This is a genomic window from Thermococcus sp. (assembly GCF_027052235.1).
In the GTDB taxonomy this organism is placed as follows: Archaea; Methanobacteriota_B; Thermococci; order Thermococcales; family Thermococcaceae; genus Thermococcus.
In genome coordinates this window covers 1-25099 of record NZ_JALUFF010000076.1, presented here as the reverse complement: position 1 = coordinate 25099, position 25099 = coordinate 1, and the positions used below count along the sequence as shown (strand labels likewise).

27 protein-coding genes, 1 tRNA gene and 1 pseudogene are annotated in these 25099 nt (G+C 53.8%); 16 read left to right on the top strand and 13 right to left on the bottom strand.

The features are described 5' to 3' along the window. Nucleotides 1-1121, top strand: a 1121-nt coding sequence (locus tag MVC73_RS09970; protein ID WP_297510545.1) for a Zn-binding domain-containing protein, incomplete at its 5' end; no start/stop codon positions are given. Here the strand turns inward: MVC73_RS09970 and MVC73_RS09965 are convergent. Further along, the gene (locus MVC73_RS09965; protein ID WP_297510542.1) at nucleotides 1111-2238 is read right to left on the bottom strand and encodes an ATP-binding protein; all 1128 of its coding nucleotides are present in this window, start codon (nucleotides 2236-2238) and stop codon (nucleotides 1111-1113) included. The genes MVC73_RS09970 and MVC73_RS09965 overlap by 11 nt on opposite strands. Before the next feature lie 133 nt (nucleotides 2239-2371). Continuing rightward, nucleotides 2372-2818 (bottom strand): HAD family hydrolase, encoded by a 447-nt coding sequence (locus tag MVC73_RS09960; protein ID WP_297510563.1) that lies wholly within the window; start codon nucleotides 2816-2818, stop codon nucleotides 2372-2374. Between the two features lie 103 nt (nucleotides 2819-2921). On the opposite strand from MVC73_RS09960, the gene MVC73_RS09955 reads away from it, so the two are divergent. Both MVC73_RS09955 and MVC73_RS09950 read left to right on the top strand, forming a co-directional pair. Beyond that, nucleotides 2922-3734: a phosphatase PAP2 family protein gene (locus MVC73_RS09955; protein WP_297510538.1), complete on the top strand. Its 813-nt coding sequence runs from the start codon at nucleotides 2922-2924 to the stop codon at nucleotides 3732-3734. Between the two features lie 39 nt (nucleotides 3735-3773). Then, nucleotides 3774-3850 (top strand) — tRNA-Thr (locus MVC73_RS09950). A gap of 1 nt (nucleotide 3851) precedes the next feature. On the opposite strand, the gene MVC73_RS09945 is transcribed toward MVC73_RS09950, so the two are convergent. Both MVC73_RS09945 and panB read right to left on the bottom strand, forming a co-directional pair. Then, on the bottom strand, nucleotides 3852-4277 hold the full coding sequence (locus MVC73_RS09945) for a hypothetical protein (protein WP_297510535.1): 426 nt from the start codon (nucleotides 4275-4277) through the stop codon (nucleotides 3852-3854). Nucleotides 4278-4383: 106 nt separating this feature from the next. Beyond that, complete coding sequence (gene panB, locus MVC73_RS09940; RefSeq protein WP_297510532.1) at nucleotides 4384-5247, bottom strand: 3-methyl-2-oxobutanoate hydroxymethyltransferase; 864 nt, start codon at nucleotides 5245-5247, stop codon at nucleotides 4384-4386. A gap of 89 nt (nucleotides 5248-5336) precedes the next feature. Between panB and MVC73_RS09935 the strand changes: the two genes are divergently transcribed. The 9 genes and pseudogenes from MVC73_RS09935 (at nucleotide 5337) to MVC73_RS09900 (ending at nucleotide 13372) form a co-directional block, all read left to right on the top strand. Continuing rightward, entirely contained in the window at nucleotides 5337-5594 is a 258-nt protein-coding gene (locus MVC73_RS09935; RefSeq protein ID WP_297471252.1) for a ribbon-helix-helix protein, CopG family, read from the top strand. Continuing rightward, nucleotides 5563-6018, top strand: coding sequence for a type II toxin-antitoxin system VapC family toxin (locus MVC73_RS09930; RefSeq protein ID WP_297510528.1), 456 nt, complete (start codon nucleotides 5563-5565; stop codon nucleotides 6016-6018). The genes MVC73_RS09935 and MVC73_RS09930 overlap by 32 nt, the downstream gene beginning before the upstream one ends. Nucleotides 6019-6039: 21 nt before the next feature. Further along, entirely contained in the window at nucleotides 6040-6465 is a 426-nt protein-coding gene (locus MVC73_RS09925; protein WP_297510525.1) for an archease, read from the top strand. A 9-nt stretch (nucleotides 6466-6474) separates the two neighbouring features. After that, on the top strand, nucleotides 6475-7413 hold the full coding sequence (locus MVC73_RS09920) for a tRNA (cytosine(49)-C(5))-methyltransferase (RefSeq protein ID WP_297510522.1): 939 nt from the start codon (nucleotides 6475-6477) through the stop codon (nucleotides 7411-7413). After that, on the top strand, nucleotides 7406-7855 hold the full coding sequence (locus tag MVC73_RS09915; protein ID WP_297510519.1) for a hypothetical protein: 450 nt from the start codon (nucleotides 7406-7408) through the stop codon (nucleotides 7853-7855). The genes MVC73_RS09920 and MVC73_RS09915 overlap by 8 nt, the downstream gene beginning before the upstream one ends. A gap of 350 nt (nucleotides 7856-8205) precedes the next feature. After that, nucleotides 8206-8265 (top strand): annotated as a pseudogene (locus MVC73_RS10885) (hypothetical protein); the annotation flags it as partial. A gap of 21 nt (nucleotides 8266-8286) precedes the next feature. Further along, complete coding sequence (locus tag MVC73_RS09910) at nucleotides 8287-8526, top strand: hypothetical protein (RefSeq protein ID WP_297510516.1); 240 nt, start codon at nucleotides 8287-8289, stop codon at nucleotides 8524-8526. A 128-nt stretch (nucleotides 8527-8654) separates the two neighbouring features. Continuing rightward, complete coding sequence (locus MVC73_RS09905) at nucleotides 8655-10013, top strand: PEGA domain-containing protein (RefSeq protein WP_297510514.1); 1359 nt, start codon at nucleotides 8655-8657, stop codon at nucleotides 10011-10013. A 476-nt stretch (nucleotides 10014-10489) separates the two neighbouring features. Continuing rightward, entirely contained in the window at nucleotides 10490-13372 is a 2883-nt protein-coding gene (locus MVC73_RS09900; protein WP_297510560.1) for an intein-containing RctB family protein, read from the top strand. A gap of 30 nt (nucleotides 13373-13402) precedes the next feature. Here the strand turns inward: MVC73_RS09900 and MVC73_RS09895 are convergent, their stop codons facing one another. Genes MVC73_RS09895 through MVC73_RS09885 form a run of 3 tightly spaced genes read right to left on the bottom strand, consistent with a single transcriptional unit; the run spans nucleotide 13403 to nucleotide 17375 of the window. After that, nucleotides 13403-14356 carry an ABC transporter permease gene (locus MVC73_RS09895; RefSeq protein ID WP_297510511.1) on the bottom strand — a complete coding sequence of 318 codons (954 nt, stop codon included), beginning with the start codon at nucleotides 14354-14356 and terminating at the stop codon, nucleotides 13403-13405. Next, a complete protein-coding gene (locus MVC73_RS09890; protein ID WP_297510508.1) occupies nucleotides 14326-16452 on the bottom strand; it encodes an NEW3 domain-containing protein in 2127 nt (708 codons plus the stop codon). Before MVC73_RS09890 ends, MVC73_RS09895 begins: the two co-directional genes overlap by 31 nt. Further along, nucleotides 16449-17375 (bottom strand): ABC transporter ATP-binding protein, encoded by a 927-nt coding sequence (locus tag MVC73_RS09885; protein WP_297510505.1) that lies wholly within the window; start codon nucleotides 17373-17375, stop codon nucleotides 16449-16451. The genes MVC73_RS09890 and MVC73_RS09885 overlap by 4 nt, the downstream gene beginning before the upstream one ends. 102 nt (nucleotides 17376-17477) lie before the next feature. On the opposite strand from MVC73_RS09885, the gene moaC reads away from it, so the two are divergent. Then, nucleotides 17478-17945 (top strand): cyclic pyranopterin monophosphate synthase MoaC, encoded by a 468-nt coding sequence (gene moaC / locus MVC73_RS09880; protein ID WP_297510557.1) that lies wholly within the window; start codon nucleotides 17478-17480, stop codon nucleotides 17943-17945. A 34-nt stretch (nucleotides 17946-17979) separates the two neighbouring features. Beyond that, nucleotides 17980-18495, top strand: coding sequence for a hypothetical protein (locus tag MVC73_RS09875; RefSeq protein WP_297510502.1), 516 nt, complete (start codon nucleotides 17980-17982; stop codon nucleotides 18493-18495). Here the strand turns inward: MVC73_RS09875 and MVC73_RS09870 are convergent. From MVC73_RS09870 to MVC73_RS09845, 6 genes are all read right to left on the bottom strand, one after another. Further along, entirely contained in the window at nucleotides 18492-20003 is a 1512-nt protein-coding gene (locus MVC73_RS09870) for an AMP phosphorylase (RefSeq protein WP_297510500.1), read from the bottom strand. The two genes, MVC73_RS09875 and MVC73_RS09870, sit on opposite strands and share 4 nt — an antisense overlap. A 114-nt stretch (nucleotides 20004-20117) precedes the next feature. Continuing rightward, nucleotides 20118-20363, bottom strand: coding sequence for a hypothetical protein (locus MVC73_RS09865; RefSeq protein ID WP_297510498.1), 246 nt, complete (start codon nucleotides 20361-20363; stop codon nucleotides 20118-20120). A gap of 90 nt (nucleotides 20364-20453) precedes the next feature. After that, nucleotides 20454-20702 (bottom strand): hypothetical protein, encoded by a 249-nt coding sequence (locus tag MVC73_RS09860; protein ID WP_297510496.1) that lies wholly within the window; start codon nucleotides 20700-20702, stop codon nucleotides 20454-20456. Then, nucleotides 20702-21481: a cell division ATPase MinD gene (minD, locus tag MVC73_RS09855; RefSeq protein ID WP_297510553.1), complete on the bottom strand. Its 780-nt coding sequence runs from the start codon at nucleotides 21479-21481 to the stop codon at nucleotides 20702-20704. The genes MVC73_RS09860 and minD overlap by 1 nt, the downstream gene beginning before the upstream one ends. A gap of 136 nt (nucleotides 21482-21617) precedes the next feature. Continuing rightward, complete coding sequence (locus MVC73_RS09850) at nucleotides 21618-22430, bottom strand: slipin family protein (protein WP_297510493.1); 813 nt, start codon at nucleotides 22428-22430, stop codon at nucleotides 21618-21620. Continuing rightward, nucleotides 22418-23764, bottom strand: a complete 1347-nt coding sequence (locus tag MVC73_RS09845; protein ID WP_297510550.1) for a nodulation protein NfeD — start codon at nucleotides 23762-23764, stop codon at nucleotides 22418-22420. The genes MVC73_RS09850 and MVC73_RS09845 overlap by 13 nt, the downstream gene beginning before the upstream one ends. Before the next feature lie 87 nt (nucleotides 23765-23851). On the opposite strand from MVC73_RS09845, the gene MVC73_RS09840 reads away from it, so the two are divergent. Further along, complete coding sequence (locus MVC73_RS09840) at nucleotides 23852-24175, top strand: hypothetical protein (RefSeq protein WP_366938959.1); 324 nt, start codon at nucleotides 23852-23854, stop codon at nucleotides 24173-24175. Next, entirely contained in the window at nucleotides 24136-24984 is an 849-nt protein-coding gene (locus MVC73_RS09835; protein WP_297510490.1) for a DNA-3-methyladenine glycosylase, read from the top strand. The genes MVC73_RS09840 and MVC73_RS09835 overlap by 40 nt, the downstream gene beginning before the upstream one ends. Nucleotides 24985-25099: the final 115 nt, after the last annotated feature.

The window sequence follows — 25099 nt, the reverse complement described above, 5'->3', positions numbered from 1 at the left end:
ACGTCATAGAGGAGGTAGATACCGACGAGTACCACCGCTCGCTTTTGCCGGGAATGGCCTACTTCTCAAGGGGAGAGCTCTACATGGCGGTGGAGAGGCTGAGCGTAGGCAACTTCCACTTCGTCTTTGCAAAGCAACTCAACCGCCTCTGGGACGTTGAAACCTTCTCCAGCAAGCGCGAGGACGTTGAAATCCTTGAGGTTGAGGAGGAGAAGTCCTATAGAGGAGTAACGATAGGCATCGGGAGGCTTAGAGTGAGACACGTTTACACCGGCTACGCCGTTAAAGGGCTGGACACAGCAAACTACGTGGCCGAGCTGATGAAGCTGAAGGAGAGGGGAATTTTAAAGGGAGAAATCTTCTCTCCGGCGAGCGGAGAAAAAGTCGAAACCGGGGAGGACTTCTCGATACTCAACTGGGAGAGGTTCGCGAAGGTCGAGTTTGAGGAACCTCACGTGAGGGAGTTCGAGACTGAAGGAGTGTGGCTCGTCTTCCCGGAGTCGGTAAGGGAAGTGCCCGCCGAGGAGTTCCGGGAGTTCCTCGTGAAGGCCGAGGAGAAGGGAGGCGAAGACATTGCCCTCCACCTTTACGAGACCCTCGACAGGAGGAAGCTCTTCCCGCTCTACCTCGGGAGCGCGAGCTTCATCATAAGGAAGACGATAGGCGATGCACTCCAAAAGGTCGGGGTAAACGACGAGGAGCTTGCCTTCGCGATAAAGAAGATGGTCGACAGCAAGGACGGGATAGGTTCGGCTCTCCACGCGATAGAGCACAACCTCATTAAGATAGCTCCGATTTTCACGTACGTTGACAGCAGAGAGCTCGGGGGCTACAGCTACGCGGGCTTTCCGGGTGAGCCCTACTTTGGAAGGCCCCTCGTTTTCATCTACGACGGCAACGAAGGGGGAGCGGGTCTGGCGGAAATCCTCTACGAGAACATCGAGAAGCTAATGGAGAAAAGCCTTGAGCACCTTAGGGGTTGCTCCTGCAAAGACGGCTGTCCCGTCTGCGTCCTCTCGCCAAAGTGCGGCACCTTCAACGAGTTCCTCGACAAGTGGAGCGCCATAAGGGTCTGGGAGAGGATTTTAGAGGGAGACGAAAAACCGGAAGTCAGGGGTTGAAATACCTAACCGCCTCGCGAAGGAGCGGGTCTTCGATCCAGTACTTTTTCCCGGAGGAGCGTATGAAGCCGGCCTTCTCAAGGGTCTCCAGGTACTTGTAAACGTGCTGAATCCTCCTTGGCGCTGCTCCAAGCTTCTCCAACTCCCTGTAAACCTCAGCCCCCCTCAGCGCGCTGGGATAGGCATTCGCCAGCACTTTAAGGACGGCCACGTAGATCGGACTGCTGTAAACGTTCAGGAAAGCCTTTATGTCCCTCTTCCACTCGTCGAGCGCGTATTTCCTGCTCTCCTCAAGAGCCAAAGGAAGGGCTTCTTCCGCGCTCTTTCCCCCGCGGAGGAGGTTCACAGCGGTTAAGCCGTAGTAAGCTATGAAGCCCGGGACTCCTCCAAGCTCTTTCACCGCCCTCAAAAGCTCCAGCTCGTCCTTTACAGCTATTCCATAGCTTTCAAAGCCCTTCTTAAGGTATTCCGTGCCTTCCTCAGGAGTCCAGCGACGGAGAGTGAATACCTCCGCCGAGCGCATGAAGTTCGGCTTCTCCGAATCGGGGTTGAGGTAGCCCATTAGCATCCCGGGCATTGATCCAGTGAAGACGAGGGAGATGTTTGGATAGCTGTCGGTTATCTCCTGGAGCAGACCGCGGAAGTCGAGGTTCTTCAGCCTCGCCAGCACCTGGGCCTCGTCGAAGATGAGCACGCCGAGCTTCGCGTTTTGAGAGAGAACCCTCACAAGGGCCGAAAAGTCCGAGGAGAACTCCTCGATGCTGGTCTTCCTGACCTCGATGCTCAGCCCCTTCAAGGACAGTGTGTAGCTCTTGCTGGTTGTTATGAGCTTCAGGGAACTCCTCTTCGGCTCTATATCGGCTATTGAGATGGCTTTTGCTCCAAGGAAGCGGGAGAAGTTGAAGTAGATGTAGTGGTATCCCCTCCGCTTTCTGAGCTTTTCCGCCATGACACTCACGACGCTCGTCTTCCCAACGCGCCTTGGCCCGAGCAGGAGGGAGGCGTTCCCCCTGAGGACTGCACCTAAAAGGGAATCAACGGCCTTTCTATGCTCAGCTCCCCAGAGGCACTCCTCCTCCATAACCGGCTTGGTCGTGAAGAACTTTTTACATACCATGTAATTTACACCCCATGTAAATTACACGGTATGTAAAATAAAAACCTTTCTCACAGGCTCCGCATAGATGTCAGCCTCAGCATTACCCTCCCCCCAAAAGCTCAGTCAGAGGTTCTGCTTCGCCCTTTTTACATCATCTCCTCAACGTCGCGACCAGCTTTTTCTCGTCGAGGAGCATTGCGATAGCATCTTTAACGTCCTTAACAACGATGTCGCTAGCCAGGAGGGCATCCACCGTCGCACCCTCGGGCCCGATTACGCAGAAGGCCAGCTCAGCCCCCTCAAGCATGGCCACGTCGTTGTTCCCGTTGCCAACAGCTGCATAGGGCGCGTAGCCCTCGGCTATCTCCCTCTTCTCTGCTCCGTTTGAGACTCTCTCTATCCTCACCGGCAGGCCTTCGAGTTCCTCCTCAAGCGTGCCGAAGGTGTCGGCGCTCAAAACCACAACCGTGTACCTGTCGGCGAGCCTCTCAAGGAGGTGCTTCACTTCCTCACTCACCCTGCCCCTCTCACCAAGGGTTCCGTTGAGGTCAAAGAGAACCGCGTTGAATTCCACTCTTCCGTAGCCCGGGACTTCCATTGGACTCACCGCACTGGAAAAGGTGTAAAGTTTTTAAAGTTTGGTAACCAGCACCTTATGGAACTTCCGGGAGTTATTAAGGACATAACTCCAGGGGATAAAAATGGAGGCGGTGGAGAGGCTTCATAGCAGGCAGGTTCTCCTCAGACTCAACGCATTCATCATCAGCTACTTCGGGTGGGTGGGCTTCGGCCTCATCTACGACTACCTTGGAAGGTGGAGCAGGGACGTTACCCCGGAGTTCCTCAAGCTCCCGCTCACCTCGCGCGGGCTCGTCCTTGGCCTGCTCTCCCTCACGAAGTCCATCACTCCCCTTTACGTTGCCCTGAAGGTGGTTTACTACCTTGGCTTCGCCGGTTCGATAGCCCTCGTCGTTTCTTACGTCCTCCTGTACCTCGGCGATATTGAGGCCTCCGATGAGCTTCTGGCAAGATACCTCCTAGCCTATACAGTTGCTGGCGGTATCTACCTGCTCTTCCACATCTACGCCCCCCACGTCGTCTATAACATACCCGGATACACCTCGACGAACACCCTCCTTACCCGGCAGGAGTTCGTCCTGCCTTCCCTCCACAACACCTTCGCCGCGATAAACATCCTCACCGTTTGGAAATACCGGGAGAGACTCGGGGGAAAAGTGATAATAGCCGTGAACAGCCTCATTCCCTTCGCAACTGTTCTGCTGGCCCACCACTGGATATACGACGTCCTCACAGGCTTCCTGCTGGCGGGACTTCTCTCAAGGCTAACGGATGGGTGGGTTGCAAAAATTCCGAAGAAGCTTTACAGCCTTGAGCTGAAATCGCTTAGAGTTGTCACGATGTTCAACCTTCTCTTGGCTGCCCTCGTTCTTCTGATAGCCCTCAACCCGGCCAAGTGGAGCATGCTCGTGAGGAGCATCCTCGGCCACCCCTGAGAAAAGCTTATAAATCCCCCCTCCACCACTTAAAACCGTGCCGGGGTAGCCTAGCTCGGCAGGGCGGGGGACTCGTAATCCCCAGGTCCCGGGTTCAAATCCCGGTCCCGGCTCCATTCACCACACTATCGGCCCGCTTCTCAGCGAGACCCAAACTTCAGCCCCTTTATCCCAGCTTATCAGGACGATGTAAAACTCCCCGGAGGAGGGGAATCTCCAGAGGGTTTCCACGTCCGTAACGGAAGGCCTGTAGAAGTAGCAGAGGGGTTTTCCACCAGAATACAGTGCATCGAGCCCGGCGGTATCGGTTATGCAGAGTGAGATGGGCGCGGAGGAGTGAACTTCAATGTAAATGGACTGGAGGGAATACCCGTTCAGGCTGAAGGCGGAGATTGAGTAAGGTTCAAGCTTGACCTTTGCCTCGTAACTTGAGTAGGCCATCCCGAGTATGGCCATAAACACTATTACAACCATCAGGATTGAGAAGAAGAGAGCCCTGCTTCTTTGTCCTCTCGCGTAAATCATGTTAAGCATTTTTGACACCAATTGTAAAATATATCGGACATTCTTATAAAGCTTTGTGTTAAATTTAACAGAAAACTAAAAATTTTGGAAAATTTTGAAAATCGAGTCACAGGCGGGAAAAACCTCATTCGGTTGGCTTATCCCCAATCCTTTGAAGGGCTTTTTGGGCCTTCCTCCTGAAATCGTCCTTGTCGAGGAACTCCCAGTAGTGTTCCCTTCCCGGGAACTTACCGGTCTTAACATCCTCGCGGTAGCTCTCAAGGGCGAGCCGGATTATGCTCGCCAGATCAGCATATTTCTTCACGAAGGGCGGGACGTTCTCGTAAACCCCAAGGAGGTCGTGCCATACCAGAACCTGACCATCAACCCAAGGCCCGGAGCCTATGCCTATAGTGGGAATCGACACTTCCTCAGTCACGAGCTTTGCAACATCCGCGAGGGTAAACTCAAGAACCACCGCGAATGCTCCTGCCCTCTCAAGGGCCTTTGCATCTCTCAGGATTTCCTCTATCTCCTCCTCGGTTTCCCCCATGAGCCTGTAGCCGCCAAGCCTGAGGTAGCGCTGGGGAGTCAAACCGGTGTGGCCCATAACGGGAATTCCCATCCTGACCAGCTTCCTGACCAGCTTCTCGTGGTCGGCACCGCCCTCGATCTTGACCGCGTCTGCCCCCGCCTGGATAAGCCTCACCGCGTTCTTTATGCCCTCCTCAACACTCACCTCGTAGCTTCCGAAGGGCATGTCTGCCAAAACCAGCGCCCTCTTTACGGCCTTCGCGACGGCCCTCGTGTGGAAGACCATCTGCTCCATGCTCACGTTCAGCGTGTTCTCATCGCCGTAAACGACCATTCCGAGTGAATCACCGACGAAGACTACGTCAATCCCGGCTTTATCAGCCAGAAGTGCCGAAGGATAATCGTACGCTGTAACCATCGTGATTTTCTCCCTTCCCTTCATCTCGCGGATTTTTTTGGGCGTTACCTCCCTCATACAACCACCTAAACCCTATTGGGGGGACTCTAATTAACGGTTTCGATGGGTTTATATACCGACATCGGTAATTACCTACAGGTGGTAGCATGGGCAAGGTAAAGACGAGCGTTTACATCGATGAAGAGCTCTGGCGGGAGTTTAGACAGCTCGCCGTAAGGGAAGGGAGCGAGGTCAGTAAACTCCTGGAGGAGGCAATACGAAACTACATCATTCAGGAGCTTATAGACGTGGATGACTCGGACATACCGATATGGTTTGAGCCCGTTGAAGTTGGGGGAGAGTCGGTATCCAAGATGGTGAGGGAGATGCGGGATGAGAGGGAGAAGGGCTTACTTGGACAGTAGCGCCCTCATCAAACGCTACATTAAGGAAAGGGGCAGTGAGACCGTCGAAGGGCTTTACAAGGAGGCCTACAGCGGGGAGGTCAGGCTTATAACGAGCCTCTGGAACGTAGGTGAGGCCCTTGGAGTTTTCGATATAACAAGGAGAAGGGGTTTAATTGACGAAAAAACCTACGACTTCATCAGGAGGGCACTCCTCGCGGACATAAGGCGCCTCTCAAGGCTGGGAGTCCTTGAACTCGTTCCCGTTCACTCGATGCTCCTCGCGGATGCGTGGGACGTAATTCAGAAGCACCACATTTACCAGGCGGACGCCCTCCAGATTGTTTCGGCCAAGTATGGACTTGCCCGCGAGTTTTACACCGCGGACAAGAGACTCCACAGGGTTGCAAGCGAAGAGGGCTTAAATTCCATCCTGTTGGGGTAATATCTTCGGGAGGTGAGCGAAATGAGAACCTGGGAGCACTACGAGCACACCGCCGACATAGGCGTTCGCGGTTACGGCTCAACGCTTGAGGAGGCCTTTGAGGCGGTAGCGCTTGGCCTGTTCGACGTCATGGTGGACGTGAAAAAGGTCGAGCCAAGGGAGTGCAGAGAAGTAGAGGTCGAGGAGGAGGACCTGGAGGCGCTTCTCTATTCCTTCCTTGAGGAGCTTCTGGTGCTCCACGACATGGAGGGGCTTGTATTTGGAGACGTGAGAGTTGAGATAGAAAAGACCGAGAATGGGTATAAACTCAAAGCTAGGGCCTGCGGTGAACCTCTGAGCGAGAAGCACGAGCCCAAGGAGGAAGTAAAGGCGATAACCTACCACGACATGAAAATCGAGAAACTGCCCGACGGCAGGTGGATGGCCCAGTTCGTTCCTGACCTGTGAGGTGGTCGAATGAGCGCCAGAGACGTGATTAAGGAGGCAAACCCGACCTTTTATGAGCGCTATTCTAAGCTCGAAGACACCGACGAGTTCTGGGAGTTCCTGATAAAACCGCTGAGGCAGAGCATAAGGGTGAACACCCTCAAGGCTCCGCTTGAGGTGGTCGTTGAGAGGCTTAAAGAGGAGTTTGAGCTTGAGCCCATACCATGGGTTGGGGAGGGCTTCTTCATCAACGTTGACAACCTCGCAAAGGTTCCCGAGCACGGTCTTGGCCTGATCTTCGGTCAGGAGGCAAGTTCGATGATTCCGCCCGTTGTGCTCGACCCGAACCCGGGTGAACTGGTTCTGGATATGGCGGCGGCGCCCGGCTCAAAGACCGGACAAATAGCACAGTACATGGAAAACGAGGGATGCATAATAGCTAACGACCCGAACAGGGACAGGGCGAACGTCCTCATAGCCAACCTCAACAGGATGGGCGTTCTCATAGCGAGGGTCACAACCCGGGACGGGGCGAGGTTTGCGCGCTTTGAGAAGGCCTTCGACAGGGTTCTGCTCGATGCACCCTGCTCCTCCGTCGGAATGATAAGGAAGAGCTGGCGCTTCCTGAGGGAGTGGCGCGAGAAAGCGGTCGTCAAGTACATGAACATCCAGAAGAGGCTTATCTTAGCCGGCTATAAAGCGCTGAAGCCGGGCGGGACGCTCGTCTACTCCACCTGCACGATAGACCCGCTGGAGAACGAGGAAGTCGTTGACTACCTCCTCAGGAAGACCGACGCGAGGCTTGAGAAGATCGAGTTGCCCGTGAAGACCAGCGAACCGGTTCTTGAGTGGGAGGGGAAGGAGTACTCGCCCGAGCTGAAGAAGGCTTTACGAATACACCCGAACGACAACGACACCGAGGCGTTTTTCATAGCCAAGATAGTCAAGCCGGGTGATAAAGATGGCTGAGAACCCGAGGAAGGAGATAGGGAAGACTAGCGACGCCGAACTAGTGAAAAAGCTCCTCCTTGAGAACTACGGCTACGCTCCGGAGTTAATCTACGAAATCAGGGGCAACCATCAGAAGATATACGCCTACAAGCCCTGTGAACTGAGAATAAGCGACACCGGACGGAGGGGCGTTTACTTCGGCAGGATCGAGAGCGACGGTATAAGGCTCACAATCGAGGGAAGCTTTCTGGTCGGGCCCAAAGCAACCAAAAACGTGGTTGAGCTCGATGACGAAAGGGCCAAGCACTATCTAGCCGGTGAGAGCGTCGAGGTCGATGAAGGACTTTACGGCTGGGTAATACTCAAGTGGCGCTCCTACTTCATTGGCTCGGCGAAGGCCAAAGGCGGAAGGTTGCTCAACTACGTGCCGAAGGAGAGGAGGCTGAGGCTTGACCTCTAAAATCCTTTTCCATTTTGAGCGTCCTTGAGGGAATTTCGTATTAACACTTCATTCAACATACTTTGAACTATCCAATATCCAATTGTCCTCATCAAACACCGACCTGAAGAAAAGTTTATCTTCAGTTATTACAAACTTATTTTGATTTGACTACGTCTCCGAGCATGACACAATACGGGGAGCGTGGTCGAATGAAAAATTCGAAGTTTAAAACTCTTATAGTCCTGTTTACTCTGTTGGGGCTTCTGTTGATCCCGCTACTGAGCGTCACGGAAGCGAGAGCAGAAAATCTAGGCTGGTAGGTAAAAACATATGGGGGGAGAGATGATGACGTTGCATACTCAGCTGCAATTGCTCCTAACGGGGATATCATTGTTGCAGGGTATACTGAAAGCTTTGGTGCAGGAAAAGATGATATCTGGGTCCTCCGCTTGGATGCTGACGGCAACGTGAAATGGCAGAAAACCTACGGGGGAAAATGGAGGAATGGATACTGGGGCGTCGATGTTGCCCTTGCTCCAAATGGTGACATTGTAGTGGTTGGAGAGAGTTACAGCCTTGGGGGTAACGGCTATGAGGTTCTGGTTCTTCGATTGGATGAGAATGGAAAAGTGAAATGGCAGAAAACCTACGGAGGAAGATGGGATGATAGGCCTATGCAGTTGCCATAGCAGAAAACGGCGACATTATTGTAGCTGGAGAAACCTACAGCTTTGGTTCAGGTGATTCTGACGTTTGGGTTCTCAGACTAGATGAGAATGGTAACGTGGAATGGCAGAAAACCTATGGAGGAAATGGAGTGGATGAAGCACGCGCGGTTGCCATTGCTAAAAACGGCGACATCGTAGTCGCTGGCTTCACCAACACATCCGGTGCGGGCAAATGGGACGTTTTGGTTCTAAGGCTGGATGGAGAGGGGAACCTGAAGTGGGCAAAAACCTACGGTGGAAAACACTTAGACTGGGCCGAGGGGGTTTCCATAGCAGGAAACGGAGATATTATAGTCGTGGGAGTGACTTACAGCTTTGGCGCTGGCATGAGTGATGCTTGGGTTCTCCGCCTTGATGCCGATGGCAACGTGAAGTGGCAGAAGGCTTACGGAGGGAGAAAAGACGACGAGGCCCATGCAGTAACAATAGCTCCCAACGGGGACATCATCATTGCGGGGCACTACGGGGCAGCTGACTGGACAGGTATCGCTGCAGATCTGTGGGTTTTGAGGGTCGACTCTAACGGAGATGTAAAATGGGCAAAAACGTTCGAAGGGAAATATTACTCCATGGATAAGGCTTACGGAGTTGCTTTGGCCCAAAACGGAAACATTGTAGTTGTTGGGACTACAAGAGGATTTGGCATTGGGGCTCCAAATTATTTAAACTTCTGGGTTCTCAACCTTCCACCAGAGGGGAATCTTCAAGGTTGCAACATTTACCAGAACTCAAAAGTAACAGCTAAGGCTTCAAACGCAGTTGTGGGTATGCCCCAAGTAAGAGTTGAGGTTAGTGAAGCCCAAGCAGGGAATTCAAACGTCGTTGTAAAGGAAACATCTGCTAAACCTTCAACACAGTGTAACGCCAAGACCACTGAAGCATCAACTTTAAAAATCCTTTCAAAACCGCCAGAAGCGAAAGTGTACATAAACAACACATACTATGGCACTACTCCACTAACCTTAAACCTCACAGCTAGAACTTATGAAGTAAAGCTCACGTTGAGTGATTACATGGAATACACGACAGTAATAACGTTGAAGCCCGGCGAAGAAAAAACCCTGAACGTTAGCTTGACCCCCGCCTTTGGATACCTGACCCTAACATCTGATCCTGAAGGTGCCGCGGTCTTCATCGATGGAAAACAGGCTGGAACAACTCCCCTTGAGAAGCACAAGCTTCCAGCTGGTCAGCATCAAATTGTTGTTAAGAAACATAGATATACAGAAGAAAACTTCACTATAACGATAGAGCCTGGGAAGGAAGTCGTGAAGACCATCACACTCGCGCCCTCCCAGACCTCCACTACAACATCTATAACTCCAACAAACACGACAACACCCTCCCAGAGTGAAACAACCACAACCAGCAGAAAGGGGAAAGAGACCTGTGGACCGGGGCTTGTTGTTGGGTTCAGTCTCTTGGCGTTGGTTATAAAAAGGCGATGAGTCGTCTCGAACTCAGCAACTACAAGGAAGCGCTGAAGTTAAAAAGAAGACGGAGCAAGATAAGACCGCCCCAAATTTATTTTTTCTACCGAAAGCCTCTCCCTTCGGGGCGAAAAGCGTCCACAAGGGAAGTTGCAAAAACTCTAAGTGATGGCCTCTGAAACGGTAACATCGATCCGCTCTGCGGCAGGGGTAACGGGCCGAAGACCCGACCCTCGGGCTGAACCGCAAGAGGAAATGAGCCTGTAAACCTTCCCCTGGGAGTTAACTCGCCGAAACCCTTGCAAAGGGAGAAGACATCAAAAAGCTTCCCAATTCTTCATTGGCCCCCTGAACGGAATCGCAAGATCCCAGAGCAGACTTGGGCCTGACGATAAAGAAGATTCTCTGAGAGAGAAAGGAAAGCTACATATGCTACCCTGTCCCGCGAAACCTTAAAATAATTTTAGGGAGACCTAAGGATGGGGGTGGGAAGGATGGTGCCGCTGAAGAGGATAGACAAGATAAGGTGGGAGATACCGAAGTTCGACAAGAGGATGCGCGTTCCGGGGAGGGTTTACGCTGACGATCAGCTGATAGAGAAGATGCGCCAGGACAGGACTCTTGAGCAGGCAGCCAACGTCGCAATGCTCCCGGGCATTTACAAGTACTCCATAGTAATGCCAGACGGACATCAGGGCTACGGCTTCCCGATCGGTGGAGTGGCGGCCTTTGACGCAAAGGAGGGCGTAATAAGCCCCGGAGGTGTGGGATATGATATCAATTGCCTTGCTCCCGGCTCGAAAGTCCTGACAGAGCACGGATACTGGCTCAAAGTCGAGGAACTGCCTGAGAAGTTCAAGCTTCAGGGCGTTAAGGTCTACAATCTCGACGAGGGCCACAACGACGCTTCGAGAGTTGCCTTCGTCGCGGAGAGGGAGGTTGAAGAGGGTGAACTGGCCGTGAGGATAACCACCGAGAGCGGGAGAATCATAGAGGGAAGCGAGGATCACCCGGTTCTTACCCCAGAAGGCTACTTATACATGGGTAACATCAGGGAAGGGGACTTGGTTATAGTTTATCCCTTTGAGGGCGTGGAATATGAGGAGAGAAAGGGCATAATCATCGATGAAGAGGCCTTTAAAGACGAGGATCCGCAGGTGCTGAAGTTCCTAAGGGAGAAGAACCTAATTCCACTCCGCTGGGATGATCCAAAGGTCGGGACGATAGCGAGGATCCTCGGCTTTGCCTTCGGCGACGCTCACCTTGGCGAGATGTCAGGAAGGTTAACCCTGGCCTTCTATGGAAAGGAGGAAACCCTCAGAGAGCTCAGGAAAGACCTTGAAAGGCTTGGGATAAGCGCCAACCTCTACGTCCGCGAGAGGGACTACAGCATCGAGACCACCAGCGGGCACTACGAAGGAAAGAGCCTCTCCGCGGAGCTGAGGGTTACATCAAGGAGCTTCGCGCTCCTACTTGAGAAGCTCGGCATGCCAAAGGGCAGGAAGACAGAGAAGGCCTACCGCGTTCCAGAATGGATAATGGAGGCTCCGCTTTGGGTCAAGAGAAACTTCTTAGCTGGGCTCTTCGCGGCAGACGGGAGCATAGTCGAGTTCAGGGGCAACACTCCACTCCCGATAAACCTCACCCAGTCAAAGAGGGAAGAACTTGCTGAGAACCTTGCCGAGTTTTTGGGCGACGTTGCAAGGGTCCTCGCAGAGTTCGGCATAAAGACGACCCTCTACGAGGTCAAGTCAAAGAAAGGCGTAACCTACAGGCTCTCGATAGTGGGCGAGGAGAGCGTTAAAGCTTTCGTTGAGAGGATAAACTACGAGTACGACCCCGAAAAGAAGGCTAAGGGTCTCATCGCAGCAGCCTACCTCAGGCTCAAGGAGAGCGTTAGGGAGGAGCGCAGGAAGGCCATCGAAAAGGCGAGGGAAATCTACGAGAGAACCGGGAGTGTAAAGGAGGCCCACGAGGCTGTTAAGGACATCGTGAACAGGCGCTTCGTCGAGAGGAGCATCTACGAGGGTTACAGGGAGCCGAGGGTTCCGAAGGACTTCCCGACTTTTGAGGAGTTCGCCAAGGAGAGAGGCTATGAAGGAGGTTTCGTCGCGGAGAAGGTAGTAAAGGTCGAAAGGCTCAGGCCAAGCTACACCAAATTCTATGACGTCGGCGTTTACCACGAGGCCCACAACTTCATAGCCAACGGCGTCGTCGTCCACAACTGCGGCGTCCGCTTAATCAGAACTAACCTCACCGAGAAGGAAGTAAGGCCAAAGATCAAACAACTCGTCGACACGCTCTTCAAGAACGTGCCAAGTGGCCTTGGAAGTAAAGGTCGCGTAAGGCTCCACTGGACTCAGCTGGACGACGTCTTAGCGGACGGTGCCAAGTGGGCCGTCGAGAACGGTTACGGCTGGAAGGAGGATTTGGAGCACCTTGAGGAAGGCGGAAGAATGGAAGGGGCAGACCCAGATGCCGTCAGCCAGAAGGCCAAGCAACGAGGAGCACCCCAGCTCGGCTCCCTCGGCTCAGGAAACCACTTCCTTGAAGTTCAGGTCGTTGACAGGATTTTCAACGAGGAGATAGCTAAGGCCTACGGCCTCTTTGAGGGGCAGGTCGTTGTCATGGTTCATACTGGCAGTAGAGGTCTCGGCCACCAGGTGGCGAGTGACTACCTCAGGATAATGGAGAAGGCCAACAGGAAGTACGGCATTCCCTGGCCAGATCGCGAACTAGTCAGCGTCCCCTTCCAGAGCGAGGAGGGACAGCGCTATTTCAGCGCTATGAAGGCAGCGGCGAACTTTGCCTGGGCCAACAGGCAGATGATAACCCACTGGGTCAGGGAGAGCTTTGAGGAAGTCTTCAAGAGGAAAGCCGAGGACATGGAGATGGGCATTGTTTACGATGTGGCCCACAACATAGCTAAGGTCGAGGAACACGAGGTCGGCGGAAGGAAAGTTAAGGTCGTCGTGCACAGGAAAGGTGCAACAAGGGCCTTCCCAGCAGGCCATCCGGACGTTCCCAGAGCGTACCGCGATGTCGGCCAGCCCGTCCTGATTCCGGGCTCGATGGGTACGGCCAGCTACGTCTTGGCCGGAGCCGAAGGCTCGATGAGAGAGACCTTCGGTTCGAGCTGTCACGGTGCCGGAAGACTGCTCAGCAGGAAAGCCGCAACGAGGCAGTACCGCGGGGACAGGCTGAGGGAAGAGCTGATGAGGAGGGGCATCTACGTAAGGGCTGCATCGCTCCGTGTTGTTGCCGAGGAAGCTCCCGGAGCGTATAAGAGCGTTGATAACGTCGTCAGCGTCGTCCACGAGGCCGGTATCGCCAACCTCGTCGCGAGAATGAGGCCAATGGGCGTTGCCAAGGGCTGAAGCCCTCTTTTTTCAAAATTTAAAAAGAAGTCACCTCAGGTCACTGGTCAAAAAGCGGGCGTAGGCGAGGGCAAAGGGCAGGAGTAGCATCACTAGGAGAACTGCCAGGTTGTTGAAGCCGTATGTGAAGGAGTCGCTGAGAGGGATGTAATAGTTAGTGAACTCATCGCCGGCAAAGATGTAGCCAACCAGCTGGACGTAGTGGTGGGCTGGGTTTATCGAGTGGAGTCTTGCAAGCCAGAGGTTGAGCTCTTCCTGCCAGAGCTGGTGGGCAACCGTTCCCCAAGGGGGCTCAGGACCTACGATTTTGGGGGCTACTATGCTGACGACTATACCGTAGAAGACGGTCAGGAAAATCGCTAGGCCGACCCCCACGAGCATCGACGTTTCAGGCTTCTTTGAGAGTGTCGAGAAGAGCAACCCCATGGAAAGGAAGACGAGGGTGTAGAGGATTGTAACAAGAACTGCTATGAACCCCCTTAAGAGGGAGTCTCCGTCCAGGGGTATGCCGAGGATGAGCATTACCGCAACCATGACAACGTAGGAGACTATGTATGTCAGGGTTATCAAAGCCCCCATTCCAAGGAACTTGCCGTTGATTACCTCGTCCCTGTAGACGGGATGACCGAGGAGGACTTTGATGGTTCCGCTCTCGACCTCTCTGTTAACGGCGTCCGCCCCGAGGGCAACCCCCAAGACAGCCCCCAGAACCGCTATTATCGTCATGTTTATTATGAAGAGCATCGCAAAGGGCGTCTGGTATATCTTTCCCTCAACGCCCCAGAGGGAAAAGCCACTGGGACCGACTCTCGGCGTTCCCATCTGTATCAGGTAGTCCTTGACCGAGTAGACGGCGAGGCCGAAGATTAAAAGGTAGATGAAGACGATTATGGCGAACCTTCTGCTCTTCACCGAGACGTAGAGCTCCTTGAGAGCTATGTTTATGGCAGGGTTCATCTCCTGCCGACCCTCCTCATCAGCCATACGACGATTCCAAACGCCACGAGGAGGAGGGTAATCCCTATCCATGCCCCGCTGGAACCCTGGGTCACCCTCACGGTTATTACCGTCTGGGCCTTTGCCTGGTCTCCGGCGGCGGTTATCGTCACTGTATATGTCCCAGCAGGAGTTGACTTGGGAACTCTTATCCTAACCTCAGCCTTTACCGGTCCCCGAGAGACGATGACGTTTCCCTGCATTTCAGCACCAACGCGGGGTATAGTCTGGGGAATCACTTCCACATCCCAGCCGTTAGGAGCCTGAACGCTGAACTTGACGTTTGTGACTGTACCATCGGAGTCAACCCAGAGGTTGGTCGCGGTTGTACCGCCCGCTCTGACCGTGAGGAGTGGAGTATCAACGTTCAGGGTCAGCGAGGCTGGATTTTCAACGTGAATCCTCAGGGGGAGCGTTCTCTCAAGGGATCTCCCAGAGACGATGACCTTAACGTCCACATCGCCTGACTCAACGTTGAAGGGAGGGGTTATGATGAGATAGACCGTCGCACTGCCCCCGCTCTCAACCTTAACGCTCCCCAGCGGAGAAGCACCCCTTGGATCCTGACTGATGAAATAACTCCAGCCCTCTGGAAGGCCTTCAACGGTTATCCTGTATTCATCGGCCTTTGAGCCGAGGTTTGTTATCGTTATCTGGGTGCTCGCGCTCACGCCCGGGCGGGCAGTTACTATCTCCTGGCTCAGCTCGGCCTTGAAGTAGTACTCGGCCCTCTGGAGCTCAATCTTCAGGGTTTTTTCCTCACCATCGGACAGTTTTACCCTCTCAACTGCTTGGGAACAGCCCTCGCAGCCAGCCCTCACGGTGTACTCGCCGGGCTTCAGCTCGAAGACGGCCGAACCTGATGGCGATACCGTGATGTTCTTGTCTCCAACAGCGACCCACCCCCTCACCGGATTACCGCTCTCATCGGTGAGGATTACGGTTAGTCTGGCCGGCTGGCCGAGGTAGGTTTTGTAGACGTAAACGTCAATGCCGTAGGTCTTCCCGTTGATGAGAAAGCTTACCCTGTGATCCCCAAGCGTCGCGTTCCTTGGAATTGCCACAACAAGGCTGGCGGGGAAGCTCCCCTTGACCTTGAAGCTCCTGAGCCTGTAGCCTTCACTGATCAGGTAAACCTCCCAGCCCGGAGACAGGTTCCCGGGGGAGAACTCAACCAGCCCGCTTCCAAGGAATGAGACTGGAATCTTAAGGACACTCCCGGCCTCGGCCTCAAGGCTGAGGTACGGAATCGAAACCTCAACACCCTCGCTTTCCACGTGGATGCTCCCGACGACGTTCCCGACCGAGAACTCGATGGTTCCACTGCCGGAGGGCTCAACGTGGAGGGTCAGCGAGATTGTTCCCCTCGGAGGAAGGGTTATCTCTGAGACCTCAACGCCACCGTAGAGGAAGCTCGCTTTCCAGCCGGGCGGGAGAGTTAGGACTTCCAGCTTTAGCGTCAGCTCTTTCTCAGTAAGGCTCGTCACGGTAACCGGCACGTCAAAGGCCCCCGAGACCCTTACGTCCCTGTACGGATAGAATACCGAGTATTCGGCGGTTTCCACCCTGGCGATACGGGGAACCTTGTAAACTCTGATGGCCTTTCCATCGTATTCGAGGGCAACCGTACCGACAACGGCGCTCCCGTTTACCACAAGGCTCTTTGTAATGCCGTTTACGGAGACGCTGACGGTGTCGTTCCCAATGGCGATAACCTCGACCGTGGTTCCGTTGAAGCTTACCCTCGCCCCGACCTCGGGTTTGAGCGACGTAACGAACCTCGCCCTGACGGAAACTATAAGGAAGCCTCCCTGGGAAGTGTAGCTCCCCATGACTATTCTAACGCCGTCACTCTCCATGGTCGAGCCGAAGACGAAGGGTTTAAGCTCCAGCACTCTGTCCCCGCTTTTCAGAATGAGGTAGGGACTTCCATTGACGGACTGCACCAGGGTTACCGTGTAATTCCCCACCTCAAGGGCCTGCCCCGGAGAAAGCCTGTCCTCAAAGACTGTCACGTAGGGCTGAGCGCCAGCGAGCTGCACTAAAGCCAGAGAAACGAGCAGTAAAGCAACAAAACGCTTCATTTCTCTCTCCTCCCGTAAATTGTCTTCAGGAACACATCCTCAAGACTCGGCTCCTTGATTTCAAGACTGATTATGGTTACTCCCTTTGAGGCAAGATAACGTGAGAGCCATCCCCTAATATCAGAGCGGGCGAAAATTATGGCCCTGTTGGGGGCCACGCGCCTTATCTCCGTTATATCCTCGTGCTCAAGCTCCGGCAGTTCCTCCCTGGTTTCAACTATTATCTCGAAGCCCTCCAAACCCATGAACTGCCTCTTTATCTCCCTCAGAGGCCCAATGGCCTTAAGCTTTCCCCCAACTATTATGCCAACCCTGTCACTGAGCTCCTCGACCTCGCTAAGGACGTGGCTTGAGAAGAAGACGGTCTTCCCCTCCCCCCGGAAATCCCTTATAACCTCCTTCACGAGGTGAACTCCCGCGGGGTCGAGACCGCTCGTCGGCTCGTCGAGTATGAGGAGTTCCGGATCATTGATGAGAGTCTGTGCCAGAAGAAGCCTCTGCTTCATCCCCTTGGAGAAGGTTTTTACGGCCCTATAGCGCACATCCCAGAGACCAACCATCTTAAGGGCTCGGGTTATCCTCTCGTCCCTCTCCGATTTTCCCATCCCGTAGAAGTTCGCAAAGAACTCCAGGTTTTTCCATGCCGTAAGCTCACCGTAAACGGTGGCGTTCTCGGGGAGGTAGCCTATACGCTCCTTAACCCTTATTGGCTCCCTCATAACGTCCATTCCGAGAATCCTAATGGTTCCGCTATCGGGTATGATTATTCCCAGCATGCTGAGAATCGTTGTAGTCTTCCCGGCCCCATTCGGACCGAGGAAACCGAAGACCTCACCCTCTTCAACGGTGAAGCTCAGGTTGTCAACGGCTTTAAACTTCCCGTACGACTTGGTGAGGCCTTCAATCGTTATCGCCTCGCCCATCACTGACACCTCATCGAGTAGTTAAAATAACTACAAATCTGAATTATACTTCGAACGGATAGTGCTTTTAAGGGTTTTGGAGAAGTTGGGTCGGTGAAGAGGATGGAGCTCACGCACGTCGACGAAAGGGGCGTCAAGATGGTTGAGGTCGGGCACAAGAGAGAAGTTTTTAGGAAGGCAATCGCAAAGGGCAGGATTTACCTGAAGCCGGAGACGATAGAACTGATAAAATCCGGAAGGACGAAAAAGGGCAACGTCATAGCGACGGCCCAGATAGCGGGAATTCTTGCGGTAAAGAAGACGCCGGAGCTGATACCCCTCTGCCACCCGATACCCCTTACCGGGGTCGATATTACCTTTGAGTTTGGGGATGATTACATTGAGGCAACCTGTGAGGTTCGCGCGACATACAAAACCGGCGTCGAGATGGAGGCTTTGACCGGGGTGAGCGTGGCACTGCTTACGATATGGGATATGGTCAAAGCGGTGGAGAAGGACGAGAAGGGCCAATACCCGGTCACGAGGATAGAGGGCATCCACGTGGTCGAGAAGGTCAAAGGCCAGACCTGAGTTATGGTTATAAGCCTCTCAAGGGGGTGGTTCGATGTACAGCGTCAAGAAGAGCAAAGCAGGCTACATCTTCGACCTGCCGAGGGAGAGGATAGCCTTCATGTTTCTGAGGGACGGAACCTACCTGATGTACCACGACGAGAATGTCTTATGCTACTCGATGAGGCCCGTGGATGTAAGCGGGGAGGAGCTGGAGAGGTTCGAGCGAACTGGTGAGATGCCCGAACTGATAAAACGCATAAAGGCCGGCAACTTTCCGGAAGAATGCGTTGTCAAGGAGTTGCCTCCAATCGACGAAGACTTGAAGCCATTCAATCCATCTCGAAAGTGCGTGGTCATCTTTACTGGCTTCAGGGACACGGTGATAGACTACATAGAGGCTGACGGAACAACTTACGCCGTTGCAAGGCTCGTCGATGAGCCAGACAAAGTCTGCAGGTTCGTGGGCCGGGGCAACTACAAGATAGCGGCGGTCAAGCTGAAGCGCGGCGAAGAATGCCTCTCAAGGGAGGAATTCCTGGAAAAGTTAAAGGGGCTGAAAAGCCGTTAAATGTTGCCGATTCGCTGGAGAACCATTCCCTCTATTTTTATCGGCTCAGTTCTCCTGGCAAGGACTATTGCCTGATCAAGCCTGGCCTCGTGCTCGGCGTAGATTGTGAAGAGCGGGTCGCCCTCCCTGACCTTCTCACCTACCTTGACGTAGAGCTCCAGTCCTGCTCCCTTGTCCTCCGGGGCTCCAGCTGCCCTCGCTATGGCGGTTATGGCTCTGTTGTCTATCCCCGTCACGTAGCCACTGGTCGGAGCGGTGAAGGTGTAGGTCTTGTCCCCAATGGGTATCTCCTCCGGCTTTATGTCCGGGTTTCCTCCCTGGGCTTCGATTATCTCCCGCATCTTCTCCCATGCCTTACCGCTCTGCAGGATTTCCTTCGCCATCTTCTTGCCCATCCCTGCGGGGGCAACTCCACCCATCTCAAGGAGGATTCCCGCCAGTCCGGTTGCCTTCTCTATGAGGCTTCCCGGTCCCTTACCGCTCTGGAGCGCCGAGAGGGCCTCCCTGGCCTCAAGGGCCGGGCCGACCGTGTGGCCAATCGGCTGGCCACCGTAGGTTATCGCCACCTCAACGTACTGCCCGAGTCTCTTGCCGAGCTCTATGAAGTCCCTCGCAAGGGCCCTCGCCTCATCTATCGTCTCGACCTTTACGCCCTTCCCGGTGGGTATGTCGATGAGAACGTACTGGCTTCCCATCGCGTACTTCTTTGACATTATGCTCGCCAGCATCAGTCCGGGGGGATCAACGCTCAGCGCGCGCTCGGACTTTATCGTTATGTCATCCGCTGGAGCGAGGTTTAAGGCCCCTCCCCAGACGAGGCACGCACCCACTTTCTCGACTATCCTCTTTATCTCGTCAAGGGTGAAGGTGACGTTGGCAAACACCTCGACGACATCAGCCGTCCCGGCGGCGCTCGTTATGGCCCTCGAACTGGTTTTAGGGATTGTCAGTCCGGTTGCCGCGACGATTGGAACCACGAGGATGTTGGTCTTGTTACCCGGCACGCCACCAATGCTGTGGACATCCATTATCGGCTTCCTGTCTATGTCGAGCATGTCACCGGTCTCGGCCATGGCTATCGTAAGGGCCGCGATCTCGTCCATGTCAAGCCCATTGATTTCGAGGGACGTAACGAAAGCGCTTATTTCAATATCCCTGAGCTTTCTATCAACTATGTCCCTGACTATCGACTCGATTTCAACCTTCCTCAGCTTTTCCCCGTGCATCTTCTTTTTTATGTACCTGACGCTCTCGGGGGTTCCCGCGGGGATTACGTTGACGGTTTCTCCCTCTGAGAAGTTGTGGAGCTCTAGAATGTCTCTGCTTATCCCTATCTCTCCCCTCCCCATCAGGTTGCTTATCAAAACGCTTCCATAGACAGTCTTCTTGCCCGCTTCGAGCTTTACGAGGTCGTCCGGGTGGAGTTTAGCCTCTCTTGCGTCCTCCTCATTTATAAGGACCGAGTACCTGCCGCTCAAGACGTCTAACAGTTTAATCCGGGCCTTCATCTAATCACCTCCGTGGATTCTCTTTCTTGAAAAAAGGATACTTAAAAGTTTTCGCAGGAAACGGGACTAAAGAACCCAAGAACAGTGACGATGCTCATCAAAATGGTGTAAAAATTACTCGGAAATCTCGCCGTACTGGGCCCGTGCGCTTGAGAACCACTCAAGCTCCCCAGTCTGAATAAGGAACCGCACGATATCCGAGGCGATTGACTTTATTACCTCAGGCAGGACAGCCGTACCGCTCAGGTAATACGAGACGACCTCCCTGAGGGGGGCGCTGTAGAGCCTGCCGTCAAAGACGTAGAGCTTATCATTATCGAGTTCGACAAGCCTGTCTTTATAACCCAGCTTCACTCTCATGGCGCCCCCACCCGAGATATAGTCATGTAGAAGAGATTTTAAAATTTAACGCCACAAAAACGTTTAGTAACAAGAAGGTTGAAAAGAGGGTCAGAGGTTCTTGACTTCTTCGTCTATAGACTCTTCGAGGGCCCTTTCCCAGTCCTCGACGTCAAACTCCTCCAGCTCGCCTTCTAGCTCGTCCTTGAGGGAGAGAACACGCCTCTTGAGGGCGTTCTTGGTCTCCTCGTCGTAGACCACGTAATACGGGTTGTTCCTGGCAGAGAGGTACAGCATTAGTAGAACTATCACTAAAATCAGGAGGATTATGATGATGCCGTAGAGAATTACCTCGGCCATCATCTCTTCCCTCCGAAAATCGCTTTGAAAACCCTCTTTATCGGACTCTCCGGTTCGGGGGGCTTCCACTTGATACCCGCGAGCTTTGCCGCGAGCTGTTTGATTGCTATAGCCGCTGGACTGGTCGGGTTCTTTATGACGAGCGGGACACCGTAAGCGCTGGCCCTCTTGACCTCGGGATCCTCGGGAATCATCGCCAGAACCGGAACCTCCAAGATGGCCTCTATCTCCTCCTTGGTGAGCTCGGTCTTCTCGTTGGTTACCCTGTTGAGAACTGCACCGAGCGGAAGGGTTCCGAGCTTCTCGGCGATGAGCTTTGTCTTGAGGGAGTCGGTTATGGCTGAAATCTCAGGGTTGGTGACTATTATCAGCTCCTTGCCTATGAGGAGGGCTGTAACCGACGTCATCTCAAGGCCCGCAGGAGCGTCGATCAGGATGAAGTCAGCCAGCTGGCTTATCTCCCTGATGAGCTCCCTGAGCCTCTCGGGCTTGGCCTTCTTTACTTTCTCAAGGCTGAGGCCACCGGGTATGACCTTAACGCCTGCCGGCCCCTCGTAGATGGCATCTTTGAGATCAGCCTCACCAGCGAGGACATCGTGGAGCGTCGTTGGTATATCCTCCATTCCAAGGACAAGGCTGAGGTTTGCCATGGTTATGTCCGCATCAAGAAGGATTACCTCCTTGCCAAACTGCGCTAGAGCAACACCGAGGTTTGCAACGGTCGTGGTTTTACCCGTTCCACCTTTTCCTGAGGCAAAAACTATCGAACGTCCCTCCAAAGCCGACACCTCCTCATTTAACAGTGACCTTTAGATACGTTTCCTTCATTATACAACCGCCGTGTGTGTTCCTTAGTGAAAACCTCCTTTTATCTTTTGCGGTTGTTTTGCAAAAGAAGTAAAGGAGGAAATGAACTCAATGGGTCTCACCGTTCTTTTTGGACTCGGCCTTTTTCTTGTATGTTTCAGCCGCTTCCCCGACGCTCTTGAAGAGCTTGAGCATCTCCATCGGAAGTGGCAGGATTATGACGTTGCTCTTGTCGCTGGCGACGTCGCTTATCGTCTGGAGCGTTCTGAGCTGTAGTGCCATCGGGTGCTCGCTGATGATCTCGGCAGCTTCCCTGAGCTTCTCAGCTGCTTGCCTCTCGGCCTCGGCAAGGAGAATCCTTGCCCTTCTCTCACGCTCCGCTTCTGCCTGCTTCGCCATGGCTCTCTGCATTCCAGCAGGCAGTTCGACGTCCTTTATCTCCACAGTTGTAACCTTTATCCCCCATGGGTCGGTGGCCTCATCGATTATCTTCTGGAGCTGTAGGTTGAGCTTCTCCCTCTCGCTCAGGAGTTCGTCGAGGTGTGCCTGACCTATGACGCTTCTCAGGGTCGTCTGCGCTATCTGGCTGGTCGCCATTATGTAGTTCGCTACCTGAGTAACGGCCTTGACCGGATCGACGACGCGGAAGTAAACGACCGCGTTAACCCTCACCGGAACGTTGTCCTTGGTTATGGTCTCCTGAACAGGAACGTCGAGAACCCTGGTACGGAGGTCGACTATAACGGCCTTCTCGAATATGGGTATGATGAAGAACAGTCCCGGGCCTCTGGCACCGACGACCCTACCGAGCCTGAATATCACTGCCCTCTCGTATTCCTTCACTATCTTTATGGCGCTGGCAAGCAAAATCAAAACAAAAAGCAAAATAATGCCCAAAACCACGCTACCTACTCCTGCCATTCGGCATCACCTTCAGCTTTTTCAACTATGAGGGTGAGACCCCTCATGCCGGTAACCTTTACGGTCTCCCCGACCCTTATTATCTCCCCTGTCTTGGAGACCGCCTTCCAGAGCTCCCCCCTGACCTTGACAACTCCCTCGGGGTCGAGGTCTTCAACAACCTTTCCAACGGCCCCTATCATTTCCTCCTTCCCGGTTTCGGGCTTTCTCCTGCGCGCCCTCACGACGGCCGTCATACCAAAGAGGAAGAACAGGCCCAGCAGGACGGCCAGAACTATTATCGCTATCCTGAGCATGGAGAACGTCTCCCTGTTTATGAGGTAGATGCTCCCACCCCCCTTACCGAAGAGCAAGAGGCTCCCCATAATGAAGCTGGCCACTCCTGCTACCGTGAAGAGCCCGAAGGTCGGCGTCAGGGCCTCGGCTATGAAGAATATCATGGCGAGAATAATCAGTATAACCCCTGCGGTGTTGTAGCCAAAGTAGCCAAGCCCCACGACACCAAGGACGAGGAGAATTGCCCCTACTGTCTCGGGAACGTGCCAGCCGGGAGTCAGAAAGCCGAATATCAGTCCGAGGATGCCGACGTTTAGAAGGATGTACGCTATGGCCGGGTTGGAGAGGTAGCTTATAAGGACGTCGCTTATGGAGTTGCCGATGTGCCTCACCTGAACATCCGTGAAGTCCAGAACGACGTAACCTTTTCCTTTGACCGGGAGCTTCGTCCTCATCCCGTTGGCCTTCCTGAGAAGATCGGGAACGTCGTCGGCTACAACCTCTATTACATGGGCCTTAAGGGCTTCTTCGGGTGTGAGGCTTAAATCCTCGGTCACGAACTTAACGGCAGCCGTCGTGTTCCTTCCGCTCTCCTCGGCGAGGGAGCGCATGTAGGCTGTGTAAAAGTTCCTTATCTTCTCGGGGGCCCTGACTATGCTACCGTTCTGGGAATAGCCCAGTATCGGCTCGCAGGCACCTATGCTCGTCGCCGGGGCCATCGCGATAAGGTGGGAGCCCATGGCTATGTAAGTCCCGGCCGATGCCGCTATCGCACCCCGGGGATAGACGTATATGATGACCGGGACGCTTGAATTCTGGATTTCGGAGACTATGCGCATCATGGCATCCCCCAGCCCTCCGGGAGTGTTGAGCTCGATTATCAGGGCCTCCGCGTTGTTCCTCTCGGCTATGTCTATGTACCTCTGGAACTGGTCTGCCGTGTATTCGGTTATCGTGCCCTCTACTTTGGCGACGTAGACGACTTTCTTTGCGCCCTGCACACTCGGAGCCAAGATGAGGGCGATGAGGATGAGGAGCAGGAGGGGCTCTTTTCTCATGGGCATCCCTGTGTTTAATACTACCAAGAAGTTTAAACCTTTTTGCCCACAAAAGGGATATATAATGGAAGTAACAGAACCCTCAATATGGAGCCCATGGAACTTGTGAAGAGGTTTAGGGTCTCAAGGAATGAAGAGGAGAAGGTGAGGCTCTCCTGGAAGCTCGTCAGGCTCGTCGCGCGCTACACAAGGGAAGAGCCCTTCTGGGACTTCGTTAGAGAACATCTCAAGCTCAAGCCCGAAGTCGTTAAGGAGGCCATGCTCTTTCTTGAGGAGAAGGGGGAGCTTGAGATAAAGCGCTCCGTTGATGGGAGGCGCCTCTACGTCTCGACCCTAAAGGATATAAGGAAGAACCCCGTCAGGCTCGACCGATGGTTGGGGTTGACCTCTGGAAAACGGTCCACGAGATGATACGCAACGGCACCTGGAAGTTCAAAGACGGAGTCTTCATTCAGGCCCTCAGCATTTCCGATGAAAGGAGCGTTATAGCAGGCTACGACGGCGAGGACTTCATACTGCCGGACGACCTTGGGAAGAGGGAGAAAAAGCTCGTTAAGGAGAAGCTCTCCTTCATTCTCGGCCTCGACACCGACTTAGGGTCGTTCTACGCCGAGATAAGCGACTCCCCTTTCGCGTTTCTGGCGGAGGAATTCAAGGGACTCACCATGCCCGCCTCACCGAGCCCCTACCAAGCCCTCGTGGAGGTCATAGCGCAGCAGCAGGTTAGCTTTGAGTTTGCTCAGAGGACTATCGCGAACCTCGTGAGGCTCGCTGGAAAGCGGGTTGGTGACATCTACGCCTTTCCCACCGCCGAGGACATAGCTGGACTTAGCGACGAGGAGCTGAAGGAAGCTAGGCTCGGCTACCGGGCCCGGTATATAAAAAACCTAACGGCACTCTACATTAAGGGGAAGCTCAACCTCGACCTGTGGGACTGGAAAGCTGAGGATGCGATCAAATACCTCACTAAGTTCCGCGGGATTGGAAAGTGGACGGCGGAGCTCTTTTTAGCCTACGGGCTGAGGAAGAACACCTACCCGGCCGGAGACCTCGGCCTGAGGAGGGGCATAGCAAAGATTTTTGGTAGGAACGTAAAAGATGTAAGGGAGAAGGATGTGAGGGGGGTAATAGAGCCCTACGGGAAGTGGAAGGGCCTGCTGGCCTTTTACGTGACCTGCTACGACAGGAAGACCGAGCTGGAGAGGAAGAGAAATGAGTGAGATACTCATAGTTCTTCCAAAGGAGAGCTTCAAAGCCCTCAAGGGCAAGGATATAAACGCACTTCTCAGGGAAAACCTGCCGAAGGCCGAGGAGGACGTAAGGCTCATAGAGGGT

What these genes read in the sequence shown, in the direction of transcription:
- MVC73_RS09965 (WP_297510542.1), bottom strand. Translation starts at nt 2,238, where the DNA reads ATGGTATGTAAAAAGTTCTTCACGACCAAGCCGGTTATGGAGGAGGAG.
- MVC73_RS09960 (WP_297510563.1), bottom strand. Translation starts at nt 2,818, where the DNA reads ATGGAAGTCCCGGGCTACGGAAGAGTGGAATTCAACGCGGTTCTCTTT.
- MVC73_RS09955 (WP_297510538.1), top strand. Translation starts at nt 2,922, where the DNA reads ATGGAGGCGGTGGAGAGGCTTCATAGCAGGCAGGTTCTCCTCAGACTC.
- panB (WP_297510532.1), bottom strand. Translation starts at nt 5,247, where the DNA reads ATGAGGGAGGTAACGCCCAAAAAAATCCGCGAGATGAAGGGAAGGGAG.
- MVC73_RS09935 (WP_297471252.1), top strand. Translation starts at nt 5,337, where the DNA reads ATGGGCAAGGTAAAGACGAGCGTTTACATCGATGAAGAGCTCTGGCGG.
- MVC73_RS09930 (WP_297510528.1), top strand. Translation starts at nt 5,563, where the DNA reads ATGAGAGGGAGAAGGGCTTACTTGGACAGTAGCGCCCTCATCAAACGC.
- MVC73_RS09925 (WP_297510525.1), top strand. Translation starts at nt 6,040, where the DNA reads ATGAGAACCTGGGAGCACTACGAGCACACCGCCGACATAGGCGTTCGC.
- MVC73_RS09920 (WP_297510522.1), top strand. Translation starts at nt 6,475, where the DNA reads ATGAGCGCCAGAGACGTGATTAAGGAGGCAAACCCGACCTTTTATGAG.
- MVC73_RS09915 (WP_297510519.1), top strand. Translation starts at nt 7,406, where the DNA reads ATGGCTGAGAACCCGAGGAAGGAGATAGGGAAGACTAGCGACGCCGAA.
- MVC73_RS09900 (WP_297510560.1), top strand. Translation starts at nt 10,490, where the DNA reads ATGGTGCCGCTGAAGAGGATAGACAAGATAAGGTGGGAGATACCGAAG.
- MVC73_RS09895 (WP_297510511.1), bottom strand. Translation starts at nt 14,356, where the DNA reads ATGGCTGATGAGGAGGGTCGGCAGGAGATGAACCCTGCCATAAACATA.
- MVC73_RS09890 (WP_297510508.1), bottom strand. Translation starts at nt 16,452, where the DNA reads ATGAAGCGTTTTGTTGCTTTACTGCTCGTTTCTCTGGCTTTAGTGCAG.
- MVC73_RS09885 (WP_297510505.1), bottom strand. Translation starts at nt 17,375, where the DNA reads ATGGGCGAGGCGATAACGATTGAAGGCCTCACCAAGTCGTACGGGAAG.
- moaC (WP_297510557.1), top strand. Translation starts at nt 17,478, where the DNA reads ATGGAGCTCACGCACGTCGACGAAAGGGGCGTCAAGATGGTTGAGGTC.
- MVC73_RS09875 (WP_297510502.1), top strand. Translation starts at nt 17,980, where the DNA reads ATGTACAGCGTCAAGAAGAGCAAAGCAGGCTACATCTTCGACCTGCCG.
- MVC73_RS09870 (WP_297510500.1), bottom strand. Translation starts at nt 20,003, where the DNA reads ATGAAGGCCCGGATTAAACTGTTAGACGTCTTGAGCGGCAGGTACTCG.
- MVC73_RS09865 (WP_297510498.1), bottom strand. Translation starts at nt 20,363, where the DNA reads ATGAGAGTGAAGCTGGGTTATAAAGACAGGCTTGTCGAACTCGATAAT.
- MVC73_RS09860 (WP_297510496.1), bottom strand. Translation starts at nt 20,702, where the DNA reads ATGGCCGAGGTAATTCTCTACGGCATCATCATAATCCTCCTGATTTTA.
- MVC73_RS09850 (WP_297510493.1), bottom strand. Translation starts at nt 22,430, where the DNA reads ATGGCAGGAGTAGGTAGCGTGGTTTTGGGCATTATTTTGCTTTTTGTT.
- MVC73_RS09845 (WP_297510550.1), bottom strand. Translation starts at nt 23,764, where the DNA reads ATGAGAAAAGAGCCCCTCCTGCTCCTCATCCTCATCGCCCTCATCTTG.
- MVC73_RS09840 (WP_366938959.1), top strand. Translation starts at nt 23,852, where the DNA reads ATGGAGCCCATGGAACTTGTGAAGAGGTTTAGGGTCTCAAGGAATGAA.
- MVC73_RS09835 (WP_297510490.1), top strand. Translation starts at nt 24,136, where the DNA reads ATGGTTGGGGTTGACCTCTGGAAAACGGTCCACGAGATGATACGCAAC.